The sequence below is a fragment of the Bradyrhizobium sp. 62B genome, from assembly GCF_030272265.2.
Taxonomy (GTDB): Bacteria; Pseudomonadota; Alphaproteobacteria; order Rhizobiales; family Xanthobacteraceae; genus Bradyrhizobium.
In genome coordinates this window covers 3,822,292-3,841,272 of record NZ_CP092841.2, presented here as the reverse complement: position 1 = coordinate 3,841,272, position 18,981 = coordinate 3,822,292, and the positions used below count along the sequence as shown (strand labels likewise).

Genomic DNA, 18,981 nt, shown 5'->3' with positions numbered 1-18,981 from the left:
TGTCAGAGGCTCGCGAGCCACGCCGCCAGCGGCGTCTTCCCCAGCCGCGCCTCGCCGAGCGGGTTCAGCGATGTATCGTCGATAGGGCCGCCGTAATAGGGCGCCTTCGGGTCTCCGATCACCGTCCGGGGGTCGCCGGACGCCTTCAGGCGGCGCGCGATGAATTCGTTGAAAGGGGCCTTCTCGAGCCCTGCGATGTCGATCGTGCCGTTGAGCGGCTTGTCCGTTGCGACCTCCGCGAGGCGAGCTGCGACGTCGTCCGCGGCGATCGGTTGAAACAATGCCGAGGGAACGACGATCTTGCCGTCAATCGCACCCATTTCGGCAATGGCGCCGAGGAATTCGAAGAACTGGGTGGCGCGCACGATCGAGTAGGGGACCCGGGCCGACTTGATGATCGTCTCCTGGGCGAGCTTGGCCCGGAAATAGGCGTTGTCGGGCGACCGCTCGGTTCCGACGATCGACAGGGCCACGTGGTGCTTCACGGCCGCGGCAGCCTCCGTCGCGACGAGGTTCTTGCTCGAACGCTCGAAGAATTCGAGCACGGCGGCGGGCTCCCAGGACGGCGCGTTGGCGACGTCGACGACGACATCCGCGCCCGCCAATGCCGCAGCGAGGCCTTCGCCGGTCACGGCATTCACGCCTGATTTCGGTGAGGCTGCCACGGCCTCGTGGCCTTGCTGCTTGAGCTTCGCCACCAGCTTGGATCCGATCAATCCGGTTCCCCCGATCACCACAATCTTCATGAAGATCTCCTGGGCATAGGACGACGTGAGCACTCACGGTCCGTCGATCAGCGTGATGCTGCGCGCAGCCTATCCGAGCAATAAGGCGAGCTTTTGCCTGGAAGCGGCCTGCCTCGCGATGGCGTTGCGGGAATGGTCATGCCCGATGCCATAAACGCCGCTGTTTTGCCCGACGCGTCAAAGCGATCTTGTGAGGCATTTTGGCCAGCGGAAAACGCCAACGAAAACAACCTCCAGCCTACTGTGCATGGGGTTGTTTTCGCGTTTTTGAATTGAGCGGCCCCTCAGGCCCCGCAGATGATCACGCCGTACCAGCCGAGCCCCCGATAGGTCTCGTAGCCCGGCGTCGCATGGAAGGCGACCAGCGAGCCGCCGCGGTCGAGATAGACGCCGGAGCGCTGGCCGTTCAGCGAGATCGAGATGCGCTCGCTGAGGATGCCCTGTCCGTCGGACGCCGCGATGACGCGCAGATTCGAATCGACCAGCAGCACGCGGGCCTTGTCGCTGTCGCCGACGCGGACGCCCTGGACGATGGCGCGGGCCTGCGGCTCCCAGTCGAAATGGATGGCGAGCACGCCGATCGGGGCGCCATTGGCCTGGCCGCCGGCGCGGACGCTGGCGCAATAGGTCGCCACCTGCGCGTTGGCGAGCAGCGGCTGGTTCTCGACGTCGCCGGCAACGTAGTCGTCACCGGAGCGCAAGGTTCGCGCCTCGCGAAACCATTTGGTGTGGGCGACGTTCTGGCCGACGACGCGAAAGCGGTCAGCCCGGCCGTTGGCGATGACGTTGCCGTCGAGGTCGCAGAGCCAGAGGTCGAGATAAACCGTGTAGGCCCCGAGGATCACGCCGAGGCGCTGCGAGGCATGCGAGACGGCTGCAGCGCCGGGGGAGGCCGCACAATCGACCACGGCGGAATCGGTCGCCCACCAGCGCACGTCGCAGGTGCGTTCATAGAGGTTGCGGTCGATCAGCTCGATGGCGTTCAGCGACAGATCCATCATGCGCTCGCCGCGCGATCGCTGGCTCATCCGCTCGATCGAGGAGACGAGGTCGCCCGTCCGTTTCGTCAGCTGTGTCTCGAGCTCGCGTGCGATGGTCTCGACCTGCTGGCCGACGCCGCGTACCTCCTGCGCCACCACGGCAAAGCCTGCGCCTTGCGCGCCGGCGCGCGAGCTCTCGATCAGCGCGTTCAGCGCCAGCATCTTCATCTGGTTGGTGATCTGCTGGATCGATTTAGTCTTGTCGACCGCGATCTGGTTGACCTCCGCGGTGAGGCGGTTGATCAGCGCGGAAATGTCGGAATCGTCGTCAGCGGGTTCGGTGGCGAGCGGCTTGGCTTTCAGACCCAGCGCAGCAGACATCGGGGGATTTCCCTTGGCAATGAGGTCTGATCTGCAACGAACCCGGAACTAGAAATTACAGATCGAATACACGTCTTTTTCGAAGATTCCGCCTAACGCCTGCTTAATTTGCTGTTTTGCGGGCTGCTCAAATGATAGTCAGTCAGCGCAGCAAAACGGCAATCCACCGCTTTGTGCGCCGCGGAGATTGCAAATCCCTGGGGATTCCGGGTCCAATCGTCCTGCAAGCCGGACCGACGCGACATCGTCGGCTGCAGGTTCCTCAAACCGACTGCGACTCATGACGCCGCCCGCCACTGCCTTACCCGTCGAAGCGCCGCAGGCGTTCCTGGGCGTGGCGCGCTCGCTCACCGACAAGCTCTGGCGCGACCGGCTGGACGCGCGCGGGGCGGCCAAGGCGCTCGCCATCGTGCAGCAGCATCAATTGCCGGAGCTGCTGGCCCGGGTGCTGGCGGGCCGCGGAGTCGATATCGATGCGGTCGCAGATTTCCTCGATCCGACCATCCGCAAGCTCATGCCGGACCCGTTCACGGTGACGGAGATGGAGGCAGCCGCCAAGCGGATCGCGGATGCCGCAGCGAAGGGCGAAACGGTCGCGATCTTCGGCGATTACGATGTCGACGGCGCAACCTCGGCGGCGCTGCTCGCCTGGCATCTGCGCCATTGCGGCCTCGATCCGCTGATCCACATTCCCGATCGCATCTTCGAGGGCTACGGCCCCAACGTCGAGGCCGTGCGCGGGCTGGCGGCGAGGGGCGCCACGCTGCTCGTGACCGTCGATTGCGGCACCACCAGCATCGAGCCGCTCGCCGAAGCCAAGCGCCTCGGCATGTCCGTGGTCGTGATCGACCATCACCAGGCCGGCACGGAGCTGCCGGAGGTCGACGCGCTGGTCAACCCGAACCGGCTCGACGATCTCTCAGGGCTCGGCCATCTCGCCGCCGTCGGCCTCGTGCTGGTGACGCTGGTCGCAGTCAATCGCGAACTGCGCCAGCGCGGTTTCTGGAGCGCGGAGATGCCCGAGCCGGATCTGCTCGGCATGCTGCATCACGTCGCGCTCGGCACGGTTGCGGATGTGGCGCCGCTGATCGGCCTCAACCGGGCCTTCGTCGCCAAGGGCCTGATCGCGATGCGCCGGCGCGACCATGTCGGCCATACCGCGCTGATGGACGTGGCGCGGCTGAACGGGCCGCCGGAGGCCTGGCATCTCGGCTTCATGCTGGGGCCGCGCGTCAACGCCGGCGGCCGGATCGGCCGCGCCGATCTCGGCGTGCGGCTGCTGCTCGAAGGCGACAGCGTCGAGGCCGCGCGGATCGCCGCCGAGCTCGACCGCCTCAACAGCGAGCGCCGCGTCATCGAGCAGGCGGCCGAAGCGCAAGCCGAAGCCGAGGCGCTGGCCTCGATCGGGTTGGAGGACAAGCTCGGCGTGATCGTCACGGCCTCCGAAGGCTGGCACCCCGGCGTCGTCGGCCTCGTCGCCTCCCGCCTGAAGGAGAAGTTTGCGCGGCCGGCCTTCGCCATTGCCTTGGAGCCCGGTGGCATCGGCACCGGCTCGGGCCGCTCGATCGCCGGGGTCGATCTCGGCAAGGCGGTAAGGCAGGCGGTGGCCGACGGCATCCTGCTCAAGGGCGGCGGCCACGCGATGGCCGCGGGCGTGACGCTGCGGAAGGAGAAGCTCGCCGAATTTCGCGCCTATCTCGAGAACGCGCTGGCGCAGGACGTCGCCGAGGCGCGGCACGTCAACGAGCTCTATATCGACGGTGCCGTCTCCGCGCGCGCCGTGACGACCGAGCTTGCGGCGACGCTCAACCGCGCCGGTCCCTTCGGCAGCGGCAATCCAGAACCCGTGCTGGCGCTGCCGGCACATCAGCTCGTCTTTGCCGACGAGGTCGGCCAGGCGCATCTGCGGCTGCGCTTCAAGTCGGGCGACGGCGCCATCGTCAACGGCATCGCGTTCCGTTCGATCGGCCAGAAGCTCGGCAACGCGCTGCTCGCCAATCGCGGCCAGCAACTGCATGTCGCGGGCTCGCTCTCGGTCGATCGCTACCAGGGTGCCGAGCGGGTGCAATTCCGCGTCGTCGACGTCGCGCTACCGGACCAGGGGCCATCCGTGATCAGATGACGCAAGATCCGACGAGATCATGCGCTAAAACCAGATCGCTCAAACAACAAAAAAGGGAGTGAACATGGCAGGGCAGGTTGAGGGCAAGGTCGCGCTGGTGACGGGCGGGGCCTCGGGCATCGGTGAAGCCATCGTCGAGTTGTTCGCGCGCGAGGGCGCCACCGTCGTTATCACCGACATCGACGAGCTGCGCGGGCCCGACCTCGCCAAGCGCGTGACGAAAGCCGGCGGCAAGGCGGTCTTCCTGGAGCAGGACGTCACCAGCGAGGAGCGCTGGATCGAAATCGTCAACGAGGTCGCCACGCGCTACGGCCGGCTCGATATCATGGTCTCCAATGCCGGCATCGGCATTGCCGTGCCCTCGATCGTCGACATGACGCTCGCCGACTGGCGCAAGCAGAACGCGATCAATCTCGACGGTGTCTTTCTCTCGGTGAAGCACTGCCTGCCCCTCATGCGCAAGCATGGCGGCGGCTCGATCGTCATGATGTCTTCGCTAGCGGGCCTGCGCGGCGCGCCCGGGTTGTCGGCCTATTCGGCGACCAAGGGTGGCGTGCGGCTGTTCGCCAAGTCGATCGCGATGGAATGCGCGGCGGCGGGCGACGGCATCCGCGTCAACTCGGTTCATCCAGGGATCATCGACACCCCGATCTGGGGCAAGATCCCGACGGGGGCGACCGGGGCCGGGCAGAACGCGCCGATCGATCCAGACGAGCGGGCCAAGGTCGCAACGCCGCTCGGCCGCGCCGGGCAGGCCGCGGAGATCGCCTCCGGCGTGCTGTATCTGGCCTCCGATGCCTCGCGCTACGTCACCGGCAGCGAGCTCGTGATCGACGGCGGCATGAACGCCGGGGGCGTGCCGCGGCGAGCCTGAGCCGCGCAGGGCAGGGTGGCACGCGCAGGGGCTGACGCGCCGGCGCGGCCGCTGTACAACGCGGATAGCTCCCGTCCGACAGAGGTCCTTCGCCATGGCGCACAGTCTTCACGCGTCCTCACCCGCGCCGTTCCGCTCCAACCGGCCGGACCTCGCCACCGATGCGATCCGCACCGCGCGCGAGGATCTGGCTGCCTGCTTCCGCATGGCGGCGCGCAACGGTTTTGAGGAGGGCATCTGCAACCACTTCTCGGCCGTGGTGCCCGGTCATGATGATCTGTTCCTCGTCAACCCCTATGGCTACGCCTTTCGCGAGTTGACCGCGTCGAAGCTCCTGATCTGCGACTTTCACGGCAACGTGCTCGATGGCGAGGGCGTGCCCGAGGCGACCGCGTTCTTCATCCATGCCGAGATGCACAGGTTGCTCCCGCGCGCGAAAGTCGCGTTCCATACTCACATGCCCTATGCCACGGCGCTGTCGATGACCGAGGGCGATCCCTTGATCTGGGCCGGCCAGACCGCGCTGAAATTCTATGGCCGGACGGCCGTGGACCGCGAATATAACGGCCTGGCACTCGACAAGCGAGAGGGTGCGCGGATCGCGTCGGCCGTGGGTGACGCCGACATCGTCTTCATGAAGCATCACGGCGTGATGGTGCTGGCCCCGACCATCGCGGAAGCCTGGGACGATCTCTACTACCTCGAACGCGCCGCCGAAGTGCAGGTGCTGGCAATGTCGACGGGACGGAAAGTGCTGCCGGTGGACCCGGCGATCGCTGCGGAAACCTACAGGCAGATGCGCGAGGGCGACAGCGAATCCGCGCGGCTGCATCTCGCTGCGATCCGCCGGCAGCTGGATGCCGAGGAGCCGCAGTACCGGCATTGAGGCAAGCTGTCATTCCGGGGCGCGCGAAGCCCGAGCCCGGAATGACGCGGGAGAGGGCGTCGGCCTACGACCCCTGCCGCAGCTTCGCGAGCACCTTCAGTCCGCCATAGCCATCCGCCGGCGTGATCCCCGCGCGCTGCTGGAAATCCTTGATAGCCTTCATGGTGTCGTTGCCGACGCGGCCGTCGGTGCCGCCGGTGTCGAATCCGGCTTTGGTCAGGCGCGTCTGCATCTCCTGCACCTCGGCAAGCGTCAGTGCGCGCTCGGAGCCGGGGAAGGGTTGGATGAAGGGCGGCGCGCCGAGGCAGCGGTCGCCGAGATGGCAGATCGCGAGCGCATAGTTCATGGAAGGGTTGTAGCTCTTCACCGAGTAGAAATTCGGTCCAAGCAGGAACGTCGGCCCGCCCGCAACGGGCGTCCACATCTGCGCGGATGCGTTCGGCTGCGGGAAAGGCTGGCCGTCGGCACGGGTGACGCCGGCCGCCTGCCAAGCCGCATAGGTTCGGCTTCCGCTCATATTGCCGGCCGCGCGCACCTCATAGCCCCAATGTTCGCCGCGATGCCATTTGCCGCGATTGACGAGATATTTTGCGGTGGAGCCCAGCGCGTCGTCGGGCTTGCCGAAGGGCGACACCTTGCCATCGCCGTCATAGTCGATGCCGACATTGAGCCAGACCTCCGGCATCCATTGCGAATGCCCCATCGCGCCGGCCCATGAACCCTTCATCTCCTCGGGCGTGCTCCAGCCCTTCTCGACGATGCGCAGCGCGTTGATCAGCTCGGTCTCCCAATAGGCTTTGCGGCGCGGCTCGTTCCAGGCGAGCGCGGCGAGCGAGGGAAACACCGGGGTCATGTGGTTCTGCTGCACGAGGGGATCGCCATAGGCGGACTCGACGCCCCACAGTGCCAGCAATGTGCCACGCTCGACGCCGAAATCGCGCTCGACGCGGGCGAGCAGCGCCTCGTTGTTCTTCAGCGCGATCTTGCCGTTGATGATGCGCCAATCGGAGACGCGGCGATTGATGTATTGCCAGACCTGCTCGTGGAATTCGGGCTGGTTGCGCATCTGCTTGAACACGCTCATGTCGGGCTCGACCCGCCCCATCGCGCGCTGCCAGGTCGCGGCGGAAATGCCCTTCGCCATGGCGCGTGCGCGAAAGCTCTCGCGCCATTCCTCGAATCCCGGAGGCGCAGCGCGAACGCTCGCGGGCAATGCGAGCAGGGCGGCCGCGCCCAGCGTGGATTTCAGAAGCGCGCGGCGCGTTTGATGGGGCGAGGAATCAGCGTGTTGCATTGGCACATTCTAGCCGGAAACACGGCCCGTGTGAGTCGGTTCCTGGAACAGCGATGCACGATTCGGTGTCGCCTCGATGCTCGTTCCGTCGGAACAAACTGTCGCAGTCCCGCATTCCTTCCGCACGAGATAAGGAGGAGAATATGAGGAAATATCTGTTTGCCGCCGCCCTGGTCACCGCCGTTGCGACGCCCGTGTTCGCTGATGAAGTCGGCGTTCATGTCGGCCCGGTCGGCGCGGGCGTGACGGTTGGTCAGTCCCATGAGTACCGCGAGCGAGACCGTGATCGCGACCGCACCACCGTCATCAGGGAGCGCGAGCCCTCTGAACGCACCACGGTGATCAAGAAGCAGGATGAATTCGGCAATCGCAGCAAGACCGTGATCCATCACGACAACGACTGACGGAGCAGGGCCCCGGTAGGTCCGGGGCCCGCCTTCCGCACGCTAGCCGCTCAATGGCAATTCGGGGTGGAATGAAGATACGCGCCCATGCGGAAAGCCACGTCGTCGAGCTCGACGACGGATCGCAATGGCAGATCTTTCCCGGCGATCTCGCGACGACGCTGAGCTGGAAGCCCGAAACGGAGCTGCACCTGGAGCCGAGCGGCGACCGGGTGAGTTCGCATGTGCTGGTCAGTGCTGCCGATAACACCCGCGTGCGGGTGATCGCCGCAGGCGAAGCCTGGCCCGACGGCGAGGTGAAGGATGTGCTGAAAGGCGGGTAGAGTCATGCGGTCGCAAGCGGCGGGATTCAGGGCGCCTAATCCCCTTGCAGCTCGGTCGCGATGCCGGTGAGCCAGCGCCGGATTGCAGTCTCCGTCTTTATATCCAGGCCCCGAGCAAGACGCTTCTCCAATTCGATCACACGCTCCCGGCACGCCTTCAAAAGCGTCGCACCGCGCGGCGTCAGCGTCCATTGCTGGATGCGCCCGTGAACGGGATGTGGCGTCATCACGATCGCGCCGTCACGTTCGAGATTGCGGATGATGACGCCGACGGTCTGCGGCGTCAGGAAGGTGAGGCGCGCGACGTCGGCGCCTGACAGCCCAGGATAAGCGTTCAGCATCGTCAGCACCGCGAATTGCGGCGAGGTCACGCCGAGATCGGCGAGGGTCCGTTCCATCTTCAGCCGAACCGCGGCGTGGGCCTGGCGCAAGAGATAGCCGAGATAGCCTTGCTCCCCGCGCTTGCCTTCGCCGGGCGCGGGGACACGTATCGCGCCGTCGTCGGCGGGCTCGGGCAGCTTGCGGGCAATTTTCGATCTTGTGGCGGCGGCAGTCTTGCGCGACATATCAGAGCTCTTATAAGATATAAGGACACTTACAATAAGACGAGGTGAATCGCAAATGTCACATGCCCGCAGCGAATACGAGGATTTCAAGCAGATCGCGCCCGACGTCTACGATGTGGTGCTCGCGCTCGGTCAGCTCGCAACCAAGGCCGGCCTGGACAAGCAGCTCGTCGAACTCGTCAAGCTGCGCGCCTCTCAGATCAACGGCTGCGCCTTCTGCGTGCAGCACCACGTCCTGCTGTCGGAGCGGATTGGCGTTCCCGTCGACAAGCTTCATCTGGTCGCGGTCTGGCGCGAGGCGCCGATCTTCTCCGCGCGCGAGCGTGCAGCGCTGGCCTGGGCGGAGGCGTTGACCTTGCTGCCCGAGGGCGTCAGCGAGGAGGTCTACACGGATGCTGCCCGTGAGTTCTCACAGACCGAGCTGATGTACCTGACCTCGGCAATCGCCTCGATCAACGTCTGGAACCGTTTTGGTGCCGCATTCCGTTGGACGCCGGCGTCGCGGCCGGTGGCCGCGAATGCTGCGGCATCCTGAACAGCACGCGAGGAGGTCATTATGACAGCCCTGAGTTTCTCTGCCGTTCAACGCCCGGCGCCGTCACGCTCAACAATGTTCGCCGTCGTCGCGGGGCTCGCCTGTGCGCTGGCGATCGGCAAAGCGCTTCCGGTGACAATGGACGCGGTCTCGGGCGCATTGGCCCCACTGTGCGCCAGCGCCGCGGAGGGCTCGCCGCTCGACAAGGTCGAGCCGATCGGCTCATACGCGCTGCCTAACGTTCCGGGCAAGCGCGTCACCATCGTGCGCGTCTCCTACGGGCCCGGCGGGTTTTCGCGGCCGCACCGCCACGCAGGCTCGGTGACGGCTTACATCACCAAGGGCGAGATCCGCTCCCAGCTCGGCGGCGGCCCGGTCGAGACCTTCGGCGTCGGCCAGTCCTTCTTCGAGCCGCCGGGCGCGACGCACCTGGTCTCCGCCAATGCCAGCTTGACCGAGCCGGCGGAATTGATCGCGGTGTTCGTCGCGGATGAGGGTGCGCAGCTCACGACGTTCTTGGAGTGACCAGTCAGGCCGGCCGCGATCGCCTCAACCGCTTCCAAGCAGGTGAGAGAGCGTATTGGACTGCCGGAATCGCAAGTGCGCCCACAAGCAGTCCGAGCACGCCTGAAATGGCGGCTTCGACCGACCATTCGACGATGCCGGCGACCGATGGAAGAGTGTGCGCGGCAGCCTCGGTTGCGGCATGGACCATGTGGCCGACCGCGGGCGGGCCGTATTTTTCGATGCCGTGCAGGATGATGCCGCCGCCGACCCAGATCATCGCGGCCGTGCCGATGGTGCTCAGCACCGTCAGGAAGGTGGGCATGCCGCGAACGAGCGCGCGTCCAAGCAAGCGGATCGCGCCGCCAGGCACTGGGGCGCCCTCATAGCGCGCAAGAGCCAGGCCGGCATCGTCGGCCTTCACGATCAGGGCCACCACGCCGTAGACCCCGACCGTGATCGCGAAGCCGACCAGCGCCAGGACCAGCGCCTGCGTCCAGAGGTTGCCCGCCGGAAGGGCCGCCAGCGTGATCGCCATGATCTCCGCCGACAGGATGAAGTCGGTCTTGATGGCGCTCGCGACCTTCTCATCCTCGACCGACCGGGCATTGAGCGCGATCGGCTGGAGTTGGGCTTCGTGGTCGTGCGCATGATGCGGCATCACGGCTTCGAGCACCTTTTCGGCGCCCTCGTAGCAGAGAAAGGCTCCGCCGAGCATGAGCAGCGGCGTGACCGCGGCGGGAAGGAAATAGCCGAGCAACAGGGCGATGGGGAGCAGGATCAGCAGCTTGTTGCGCAGCGACCCGACCGCGATCTTGCCGACGATCGGGAGTTCGCGCTTCGAGGCGAAGCCGATCACGTAATTCGGGGTGACGGCCGTGTCGTCGATCACCACGCCGGCCGCCTTGGTGCCTGCCTTGGCAGCCTGGCTCGCCACATCGTCGAGCGAAGCTGCTGCAACCTTTGCAATCGCTACGATATCATCGAGAAGACCGATCAGTCCGACACTCATCAACCTGTCCTTCTTCGTTCGAGCGGGCGGAGCGCGCGACAAGATGCTCTTGCACGCTCCGGCAACGAACGAGCACGCCGTCAGTTCTCCTCGCCGCTCGATCCCTCGCGCAGGTCCGGCTTGAGCACATCCTCGGGCAGCGCATGGGCGACCGGCTGTGCCGTGACCGCGATCTCAGGGCCAACCTCGCGGCCGCGGGCATGGATCAGGCGTTCATAGGCGGAGACCAGGGTGACGTAGGGGCTGACCCAGATCCAGCCGTCGCGTGTGAACACCTGCACGTCGAAATGCAGATGCATCGACGTTCCGGCGGGATGGTCGAGATAGTTGGAGATCACGCCGATCTTCTCGCCTTCGGTGACGATGCGGCCGTTGAGCACGCCGTCGGCGTTCATCGCGTGCGGGTTCATGTGCATGTAGCGGAAGCGGATGTGCTCGGTGCGGCTGTTGACTTGAAGCGTCGCGGCCTGGTCCTTGGCTGCGCGGATCACGATGGCGTCGCGCACGGCGACGACGCCGCGCTGCTTGGGATCGCAGGGTTCTCGGCCGTCGCCGGGGGGCGGGCAGTCCGCGGCGCGGATGTCCTCGCCCTGATGGCCGTAGCCTCCGCCACATTGCCACACCTCGAAACTGCGTGACTCGCAGAAATTGTCGCGCCAGGGATAGGCGGTCGGGCCATCGCTCTTGTCGCGCTTGCCGTAGGATTGCGAGCGCACGAAGGCGGGCGCCTTTTCGAGGGGAAAGCGGATCTGGGCATAGGCCATCGCGTCGGGGTGGCCGCCCTGCTTGCGATAACCGGTGTTCGGGATGATGTCGCCGCTCGGCCGGTAGCTGAAGTCCAGTGAACGCTCCGCGGGACGATCGAGGATGTTGGAGGCAATATCCGTCAATGGCCGCATCCGCTGGCCGCCGGCGACGCGCAGGGCTTTCAGGAATCGTTCGGCAACGGGATAGGCCTCCTTGCAGGCGAGCCGCCGCGGCTTGGCCACGCTGTCGAGGCACTGGATCGACACGACATAGGCGACGCCGAAACGGGTGAAGGCGTAGCGCAAATAGCCCTCCCGGATGAACCTGCGCAGGTCCGGGTAGAGCGTCGCGAGCGGCTTGACCGGCTCGCCTTTGCCGCCCGAGGGATCGGCTATGTCGTAGACCAGCGCCGAGCCCGTGATCTGCACTTCGACCGGCCTTGCGAACACGCGCGCCGGCATGCCGTCACCGGCGCCGGGCTCCAGCGAGAAGGTCGCGCTGTAGCCGGCGGGGCCTGCATCGAACATGTCGACGGGATTGAAGTCCGCCTGGTAGCGCGAGAGCGCGAGCATCGCCGGCGCGCCGCTGCGCTGCGCCTCGAGGTAGGTGGCGGCGTCGAACGGCAGCAGCACGGGCACGGGACTGCGGGTGATGCCAGTGAAGAAGCGCGAGGAGACCGCGTTGAGCTGCACCAATGCGGGCGTCGCGCGCGGATCGTAGCGCGGTACCGAACGGCGAGGCGCGAAGATGAAGTCGTCCGCGACCCGTGGGCGGCTGTTGATCTCGGTGCGGAGTTGGTCGAGCGCTGCGCGCCAGTCGACGCGCAGAGCCGTGAGCGAGGGGCTGCGGAATTCATCCGCAGCGAGCGGGGTGGCCATGAGGAGCGAAAGCGACGCCAGAAGGTGCGAGACGAAGCGGAAACCCTTCCCAACCACTGTCTCGCCCCCCGGCGCCACCTGTTGCGACCCTTCTGTTCCCCGTCAGTCCTTGGCGCGCTCGGAATAGGAGCCGTCTTCGGTCATCACCACGATGCGGGTGCCGACCGAGATGTGCGGCGGCACGGCAGTGCGGATGCCGTTGGAGAGCACCGCGGGCTTGTAGGAAGAGGAGGCGGTCTGGCCCTTGGTCACCGGCTCGGTCTCGACCACTTCCAGCGTCACGCGCTGCGGCAGCGCGAGCGAGACCACGTTGACGTCGTGGGTCGACAGCTTGACAGTCATGTCCGGTTGAAGATACGCGGCCGCGTCGCCGACGACGTCCTTGGAGACCTGGACCTGGTCGTAGGTTTCCGGGTTCATGAAGTGGTAGCCGTCGCCATCTTCATACAGGAACGTGTAGTTGCGCTCTTCGATGGTGGCCTTTTCGACCTGGTCGGTGGTCTTGTAGCGCTCGGAGATCTTTACCCCGTCCGAGATTCGCCGCATTTCGATCTGGCTGACCGGGGTGCCCTTGCCGGGGTGGATGTTTTCGGCGCTCACGACGACATAGAGCTTGCCGTCTTGCTCGATCACGTTGCCTTTGCGAATAGAACTGGCGATGACTCTCAAAGCTATATTTCCTGCTTGCTTGGCCCGGCACCGGCCAGGACATGGTCAAATCGATGGGGGACTTGGGGCCTCAAATCGGACCTCAGCGCCCGTTTCGGGCCGCAACATACTGATTTTGCCGTTAGATGCCAGCGTTTTGCTCGCGCGCGGGGTGGTCGGTTAATGACTGGGGACAAGCCCATCTCACCGTTCTGGTCGCCCGACCGTCACCTCGACCGGCGGCCCTTCCTGAGGGCAAGGGGGGCCATTACCGGCGCAATACGGGACTTTTTCGCCGAGCAGGGCTTCGTCGAGGTCGAAACCTCGGTTCTCCAGGTCTCTCCGGGCAATGAGACCCATCTGCACGCCCCCCGAACCGAGCTGATGCGGCCGGATGGCCGCCGCGCCACCCGTTACCTGCGGACCTCGCCCGAATTCGCCTGCAAGAAGCTGCTGGCGGCGGGCGAGAGCCGGATCTTCGAGCTCGCCCGGGTGTTCCGGGACCGCGAGCGCGGCGATCTGCATCTGCCCGAATTCACCATGCTGGAATGGTATCGGGCAGGCGCTCCCTATGACGCCATCATGGCCGACACCGTGGTGGTCATCGCCCGCGCCGCGCAGGCGACCGGGATCGGGACTTTCGCGTTCCGGGGCAGGACCGCCGATCCCTTCGCCGAGCCGGAGCTTCTGACGGTTGCAGGGGCCTTCGAGCGGTTCGCCGGCATCGATCTGCTGTCGACAATTTCGGGCAGCGAGAGTAACCGTGCCGCGCTCGCCGGGGCGGCCGCCGGGAAGGTTCGAATCGCCGGGGACGACACCTGGTCCGACATCTTCAGCAAGGTTCTGGTCGAGCATGTCGAGCCGCAGCTGGGACAGGGCCGTTTGACCATCCTGTTCGAATACCCATCTCCAGAGGCGGCGCTGGCGCGGGTGAAGGCTGGGGATCCCAGGGTTGCCGAGCGCTTCGAGGTCTATGCGTGCGGTGTCGAGCTCGCCAACGGCTTTGGGGAACTGACCGATGCCGAGGAGCAGCGCAATCGCTTCACGGAGTCGATGATTGAGAAGCAGCGCCGCTACGGCGAAGCCTATCCGCTGGATGAGGACTTTCTGGCCGCGCTTGCGGCCATGCCGGAGGCGAGCGGTGTTGCGCTCGGCTTCGACCGGCTGGTGATGCTGGCGAGCGGCGCATCGCGAATTGATCAGGTGGTTTGGACGCCGCCTGCAAATGAAACGTCAAGCGAGAGATGACGAACAGCAATCTTGCCCGAACCTTGCGTGAGCCGGCCGAACTCGTGGCCGAGCATCTTGCTCCGGCCGCAGAGCTGCTCGCGCTCGAGCGCGTGGCCGCGCGCTATGCGGTCGCGATCACGCCGGCGCTGGTCGAACTGATCGACACATCCGATCCGGACGACCCCATCGCCCGCCAATTCGTGCCGACCGCTGCCGAACTCGAGATGCAGCCGGGCGAAAACGCCGATCCGATCGGCGATCATCCGCACTCGCCGGTTCCCGGCATCGTGCATCGCTATCCCGATCGCGTGTTGTTCAAGCTCGTTCACGTCTGCGCGGTCTATTGCCGCTTCTGCTTCCGCCGCGAGATGGTGGGGCCCGGCAAGGAAAGCGCGCTCTCGGATGACGCCTATCGCGCGGCGATCGAATACATCCGGTCTCATGGCGAGATCTGGGAAGTGATCTTGACCGGCGGCGATCCCCTGATGCTGTCGCCGCGCCGGATGGGCGAGATCATGGCCGACCTCGCGGCCATCGATCACGTCAAGGTCATCCGCCTTCACACCCGCGTGCCCGTGGCCGATCCCGCCCGCATCAGCGACGAGCTGGTTGCGGCGCTCAAGGTCGACGGCGCGACCACCTGGCTGGCCGTGCATGCCAATCACGCGCGCGAACTGGCGGGGCCGGCGCGTGCCGCCTGCGCGCGGCTCGTCGATGCCGGAATTCCGCTGGTGAGCCAGTCCGTGCTGTTGCGCGGGGTCAATGACGACATTGCCGCCCTGTCGGATTTGATGCGCGCTTTCGTCGAGTGCCGGATCAAGCCCTATTATCTGCATCACGGCGATCTCGCGCCGGGCACCGCGCATCTGCGCACGACGCTGGCGGCGGGACAGGATTTGATGCGGCAGTTGCGTGGTCGGGTGTCAGGACTGTGTCAGCCGGACTATGTCATCGACATTCCCGGCGGCGCCGGCAAATCGCCGGTGGGGCCGAGCTACATATCGGCGGCACAAAATACCGCACCCGGCGCGGGTGAAGCGGGAGCCGAAACGCGCTATCGTATCGTGGACTATTGCGGCGACGTTCATCTCTATCCGCCTGAGCGGTGAGAAGCGCCGGCTTGAGAATGGAGGATCGGACATGAAGAAGATCATGCTGGCAGCATCGCTCGTGGTCTTGCTCGGCGGCGCAGCGGTTGCACAGACCGGCACCAAGGGATCGACGTCGGGCGGTGCGAGCTCCGGATCTCTGCCGCAGGCTCCCGTGGGCCATCGCCAGCCGCGCGTCTCGGACGTGCCGAGCGAGAAGAATGTGACCGATCCGAACGATCCGCTCAGCAAGGAAAACCAGGCGCTCGACAAGAAGATCAAGAGCATCTGCCGCGGCTGCTGATCCATAATATTTGCGGGCAGGGCGCCACGACTCGCCCCGCCCGCATTTGCGCGGACCTTACGCCGACCGCTCGTGCAATCCGGCGCGGCGGGTGTTGCGGCGGACCTCGACCGCGTCGGCGAGTTGCTCGAGGACAGTCGCCGTGGTCGGCCAGTCGATGCAGCCGTCGGTGATGCTCTGGCCGTAGACGAGCGGCTTGCCCGGCACGACGTCCTGGCGGCCGGCAACGAGATTGCTCTCGATCATCACGCCCATGATGCGGTTCTCACCGCCGGCGATCTGGCCGGCAATGTCGGCCATGACCAACGGCTGGTTCTCCGGCTTCTTGCTCGAATTGGCGTGGCTCGCATCCACCATCACCAGCGGTGCGACGCCCGATTTCGCCAGCTCGTTGCCGGCCGCTGCGACGCTTGCCGCGTCGTAATTCGGCTTGCTGCCGCCGCGCAGGATGATGTGGCAATCCTCGTTGCCCGCGGTCGAGGCGATCGCGGAGCGGCCGAGTTTTGTCACGGCCATGAAATGATGCGGATGCGAGGCCGACTTCACCGCGTCCGCTGCGATCCGTACGTTGCCGTCGGTGCCGTTCTTGAAGCCGACCGGGCACGACAGGCCGGAAGCCAGCTCGCGATGAATCTGGCTCTCGGTCGTGCGCGCGCCGATTGCGGCCCAGGACACGAGGTCGGCGATGTATTGCGGCGTCGTCATGTCCAGAAACTCTGCGCCGGCGGGCAGGCCGAGATTGTTCACGGCCGACAGCACGTTGCGCGCCAGCCGCAGGCCCTTGTTGATGTCGAAGCTGCCGTCGAGATCGGGATCGTTGATCAGGCCCTTCCAGCCGACCGTGGTGCGCGGCTTCTCGAAATAGACCCGCATCACGATCTCGAGCTGATCGGCGAGATCCTCGCGCAGCTTTGCAAGGCGCTCGGCGTAATCGAGCGCGGCCCTGGGATCATGCACCGAGCAGGGGCCGACGACGACCAGAAGGCGGTCGTCCTGGTTGCTCAGGATGGCGTGGATGGCGTTGCGCGCGGCCATCACCACACGGGTGGCGGTGAGCGTGCGCGGGACCTCCCGCATCACCTCGTCCGGGGTGCTCAGTTCTTTCAGTTCGCGGATGCGAAGATCGTCGGTCGTGCTCAGCACGGCGGGCTCCTGTTTGTTTCGAACCTGCCGGCCAATAAAAAAGCCGCCAGGTCTGGCGGCTTGTTCGGACGTTTGCTGCAATATTTCAGATTGAGCGCGATCCTCCTGCCGCCAGCGAGCTGTCGTAGCTAAAGTACCAAAAATAGCTGGTGGCGACGGTGATCATGCCGGGCCATATAGCGCGTCATTGCCACCTTGTCACCCCCCAATCGGAGCAGCAAGCGACCAGGCGCCTCAGGTGTTGCTATTGCGTGCCGCCATCGCCATGCCGATCAGGCTGGCGCCGCCGAACAGCAAATTGATACCGACGAGGATGCCGATGGCCCATTCCGCGGAGCTCGGCAGCCCCGTGATCACCATGAACGAGATCGCGATGTCGATGAGGCCCGAGATCAGCAGCCACGACCAGCGGCTGCCCGGCTCGCGGCGGTGCTCCAGCGCATACATGATCGTGGCGACGCCCTCGGCGAGGAAATAGGCGCCAAGCACGATGGTGAGCGTCAGCACGGCTTGCATCGGCCGGGCCAGCAGCAGCAGGCCGGCGAGCACGGCGAGCGCAGCGGAGATCAGCGACCACCAGAAGCCCGGCGTGCTGCGTGCCCAATAGGTCACGATCAGCCCGCCGATGCCGCTGATCAGGAACATCCAGCCCAGGAAGATCGCGATCGCAAGGCTGGCGAGCGGCGGCAGGATCAGTGCCGCGACGCCGAGAACGGCGAGCAGGATGCCTTCGAACAGGAAGGCCTTCCAATGCGCCTTGACCGTCCGGTTCATGGCGGATTGCAGCCGTGAAAAATCCTCGGGCGATGTCATCGGCAGGCTCCAGATCGTATGGGCTGTGCTCAATGTAGTACGCGCGCGGCGCGCTCGCCATGCGGTGGATCAACCGCCCCCGGGCGCCGACGAAAAGCCTTCCGCGCTGGTGCGGATGCGGTTGCGGCCGAGAATGTAGATCGCGCTTGTGACAACCAGAAGCGCGAGGCCGAGCAGGATCGAGACGAAGCCGATCGGGATCAGGGCCAGCGTCAGGTTTCGTTCGGGGTTAATCAGCCAGTGATGGATCGAGGTCAGCACGAAGGCGAGCCCGAGGAACCCGACGCCGCCGCCGGCCAGCAGCAGCGCCCACATCCGGCGGAGCTGGCTGAGCCGCTCCCGCGCTATGTCGGTCCGAGGTGCATGGTGGCGGGCGACGCGCCGGACCAGGCGGATCGCGAAGGCGATCGAGCTGAAGCCGATCAGCAGGCTCGCGGCGCCCAGCCACATCCGCATCGTCGGATCGAGGTCGGGCATTCGTTGCAAGGTCAGCAGCGGAAAGTCGAAGGCCGAATGCAGCGCGAGCGGGCCGGCGAGCATCAGAAGGCGGCTGGAGAGGCGAGCCCAGTCACGATGATGGCGGTTCGCGCCCAGCGCCGTGCCGGCGCGCGCGATCGTCAGGTAGGCGCCCGCGATGATGCCGAGCGCGCCGTGGAACGGCACGGTCAGCACGCTGCGCAAGGCGGCCAGCGAGCGCCACATCTCGGCGTGCTGGACCAGATAGGCCAGGTTCTCGTAAGCCGCGAAGCCGAGGCCGACCGCGGCGCCATAGACCACGGTGTCCATCGGGTTGGCAAAGGTCCGCCGCTTGGTCGAGGAGATCACCACGATGGCGATCACCTTGACGGCTTCCTCGGGGAGCGCGACGCCGAAGATCGAATGCATGGCGAGCGCCGCCCAGGGGTCGTCGGGCGCCGCGACCATCTTGGCGAAGGGGGCGCGGGCGAGGCCCAGCAGCGAGATGCTGGCCGCACCCAACAGGAATGCGGTCCAGACCTGAGCGGGCGGGCCGGGGCGCTCTTCGGCCGCGATGACAAGCCACAGCATCAGCAGCGCCGGGGCGATGGCAGCAGTTCCGATGACGGTGGGCAATGCTTCAATCAGGTACATCGGCGCCGAAAATAGGTTCCCTTGGTCCGCTTATCTACATTCACCGATGCGACCATGTGTCATGCGCTCGCTGTCGGCTCACTTAACGCGCGCGACAGCTTCCGTTCATCTGCCGTCGCCCGCCGGGCTGTAGAATACAAGCGTAATCAATTGCATCACAGAACCAGTTCGTCAGCCATGGCAACGGCTTCGCCGACCGGGATGGAGCGTGATTGATAAGTCGGATCAATGATATGCGCAGAATTCTTTGATTCACTGCGCAGCTGTCTCCGCCACTCCTGGTGGAGCGCCCGGCTGGAGGGGTCATCAGGAGGGCATGGCCGGGCAGGTCGGCTAGTGGCGTCGTGAGTCCCCGCGGGGCGGCGAGGCGATCCGGCGCGTCCGCGCCTGTTC

The 18,981-nt window shown here is 65.8% G+C and carries 20 protein-coding genes; 10 read left to right on the top strand and 10 right to left on the bottom strand.

Annotation, left to right across the window (positions count from 1 at the left end):
- Positions 1–2: 2 nt before the first annotated feature.
- Both ML401_RS18095 and ML401_RS18090 read right to left on the bottom strand, forming a co-directional pair.
- On the bottom strand, positions 3–746 hold the full coding sequence (locus ML401_RS18095; protein ID WP_285812621.1) for an SDR family oxidoreductase: 744 nt from the start codon (positions 744–746) through the stop codon (positions 3–5).
- Positions 747–1,030: 284 nt separating this feature from the next.
- The gene (locus ML401_RS18090; RefSeq protein ID WP_285812620.1) at positions 1,031–2,107 is read right to left on the bottom strand and encodes a methyl-accepting chemotaxis protein; all 1,077 of its coding nucleotides are present in this window, start codon (positions 2,105–2,107) and stop codon (positions 1,031–1,033) included.
- A 280-nt stretch (positions 2,108–2,387) separates the two neighbouring features.
- On the opposite strand from ML401_RS18090, the gene recJ reads away from it, so the two are divergent.
- The 3 genes from recJ (at position 2,388) to ML401_RS18075 (ending at position 5,989) form a co-directional block, all read left to right on the top strand.
- Positions 2,388–4,229: a single-stranded-DNA-specific exonuclease RecJ gene (gene recJ, locus ML401_RS18085; RefSeq protein WP_285812619.1), complete on the top strand. Its 1,842-nt coding sequence runs from the start codon at positions 2,388–2,390 to the stop codon at positions 4,227–4,229.
- A 64-nt stretch (positions 4,230–4,293) separates the two neighbouring features.
- Entirely contained in the window at positions 4,294–5,103 is an 810-nt protein-coding gene (locus ML401_RS18080) for an SDR family NAD(P)-dependent oxidoreductase (RefSeq protein ID WP_211417157.1), read from the top strand.
- Between the two features lie 94 nt (positions 5,104–5,197).
- Complete coding sequence (locus ML401_RS18075; protein WP_211417156.1) at positions 5,198–5,989, top strand: aldolase; 792 nt, start codon at positions 5,198–5,200, stop codon at positions 5,987–5,989.
- A 64-nt stretch (positions 5,990–6,053) separates the two neighbouring features.
- Here ML401_RS18075 and ML401_RS18070 read toward each other — a convergent pair whose 3' ends face one another.
- On the bottom strand, positions 6,054–7,283 hold the full coding sequence (locus tag ML401_RS18070) for a lytic murein transglycosylase (protein WP_285812618.1): 1,230 nt from the start codon (positions 7,281–7,283) through the stop codon (positions 6,054–6,056).
- A gap of 143 nt (positions 7,284–7,426) precedes the next feature.
- Here ML401_RS18070 and ML401_RS18065 point away from each other — a divergent pair, with 143 nt between their 5' ends.
- Together ML401_RS18065 and ML401_RS18060 are read left to right on the top strand one after the other, a co-directional pair.
- A complete protein-coding gene (locus ML401_RS18065; protein ID WP_194402216.1) occupies positions 7,427–7,687 on the top strand; it encodes a hypothetical protein in 261 nt (86 codons plus the stop codon).
- Between the two features lie 71 nt (positions 7,688–7,758).
- A complete protein-coding gene (locus ML401_RS18060; protein WP_212066408.1) occupies positions 7,759–8,010 on the top strand; it encodes a hypothetical protein in 252 nt (83 codons plus the stop codon).
- Between the two features lie 35 nt (positions 8,011–8,045).
- Here the strand turns inward: ML401_RS18060 and ML401_RS18055 are convergent, their stop codons facing one another.
- Positions 8,046–8,576 carry a MarR family winged helix-turn-helix transcriptional regulator gene (locus ML401_RS18055; protein ID WP_285812616.1) on the bottom strand — a complete coding sequence of 177 codons (531 nt, stop codon included), beginning with the start codon at positions 8,574–8,576 and terminating at the stop codon, positions 8,046–8,048.
- A gap of 55 nt (positions 8,577–8,631) precedes the next feature.
- Here ML401_RS18055 and ML401_RS18050 point away from each other — a divergent pair, with 55 nt between their 5' ends.
- Positions 8,632–9,111, top strand: a complete 480-nt coding sequence (locus ML401_RS18050; RefSeq protein ID WP_285812615.1) for a carboxymuconolactone decarboxylase family protein — start codon at positions 8,632–8,634, stop codon at positions 9,109–9,111.
- Between the two features lie 21 nt (positions 9,112–9,132).
- A complete protein-coding gene (locus ML401_RS18045; RefSeq protein ID WP_285812614.1) occupies positions 9,133–9,636 on the top strand; it encodes a cupin domain-containing protein in 504 nt (167 codons plus the stop codon).
- Positions 9,637–9,640: 4 nt separating this feature from the next.
- Here ML401_RS18045 and ML401_RS18040 read toward each other — a convergent pair whose 3' ends face one another.
- From ML401_RS18040 to efp, 3 genes are all read right to left on the bottom strand, one after another.
- Positions 9,641–10,627, bottom strand: a complete 987-nt coding sequence (locus ML401_RS18040) for a DUF808 domain-containing protein (RefSeq protein WP_285812613.1) — start codon at positions 10,625–10,627, stop codon at positions 9,641–9,643.
- An 80-nt stretch (positions 10,628–10,707) separates the two neighbouring features.
- The gene (locus tag ML401_RS18035) at positions 10,708–12,330 is read right to left on the bottom strand and encodes a M23 family peptidase (protein ID WP_259210437.1); all 1,623 of its coding nucleotides are present in this window, start codon (positions 12,328–12,330) and stop codon (positions 10,708–10,710) included.
- Positions 12,331–12,354: 24 nt separating this feature from the next.
- Positions 12,355–12,921: an elongation factor P gene (gene efp / locus ML401_RS18030; RefSeq protein WP_194402209.1), complete on the bottom strand. Its 567-nt coding sequence runs from the start codon at positions 12,919–12,921 to the stop codon at positions 12,355–12,357.
- Between the two features lie 162 nt (positions 12,922–13,083).
- Here efp and epmA point away from each other — a divergent pair, with 162 nt between their 5' ends.
- The 3 genes from epmA to ML401_RS18015 are packed head-to-tail and all read left to right on the top strand — an operon-like array spanning position 13,084 to position 15,522.
- Entirely contained in the window at positions 13,084–14,148 is a 1,065-nt protein-coding gene (epmA, locus tag ML401_RS18025) for an EF-P lysine aminoacylase EpmA (protein ID WP_285812612.1), read from the top strand.
- Positions 14,145–15,239, top strand: a complete 1,095-nt coding sequence (locus ML401_RS18020; protein ID WP_285812611.1) for a lysine-2,3-aminomutase-like protein — start codon at positions 14,145–14,147, stop codon at positions 15,237–15,239. Before epmA ends, ML401_RS18020 begins: the two co-directional genes overlap by 4 nt.
- Before the next feature lie 31 nt (positions 15,240–15,270).
- Entirely contained in the window at positions 15,271–15,522 is a 252-nt protein-coding gene (locus ML401_RS18015; RefSeq protein WP_285812610.1) for a hypothetical protein, read from the top strand.
- 57 nt (positions 15,523–15,579) lie between these two features.
- Here ML401_RS18015 and ML401_RS18010 read toward each other — a convergent pair whose 3' ends face one another.
- From ML401_RS18010 to ML401_RS18000, 3 genes are all read right to left on the bottom strand, one after another.
- A complete protein-coding gene (locus tag ML401_RS18010) occupies positions 15,580–16,665 on the bottom strand; it encodes a 3-deoxy-7-phosphoheptulonate synthase (RefSeq protein ID WP_285812609.1) in 1,086 nt (361 codons plus the stop codon).
- A gap of 234 nt (positions 16,666–16,899) precedes the next feature.
- Positions 16,900–17,478 carry an HdeD family acid-resistance protein gene (locus ML401_RS18005; protein ID WP_285812608.1) on the bottom strand — a complete coding sequence of 193 codons (579 nt, stop codon included), beginning with the start codon at positions 17,476–17,478 and terminating at the stop codon, positions 16,900–16,902.
- A 69-nt stretch (positions 17,479–17,547) separates the two neighbouring features.
- Complete coding sequence (locus ML401_RS18000; protein ID WP_211417144.1) at positions 17,548–18,588, bottom strand: PrsW family glutamic-type intramembrane protease; 1,041 nt, start codon at positions 18,586–18,588, stop codon at positions 17,548–17,550.
- Positions 18,589–18,981: the final 393 nt, after the last annotated feature.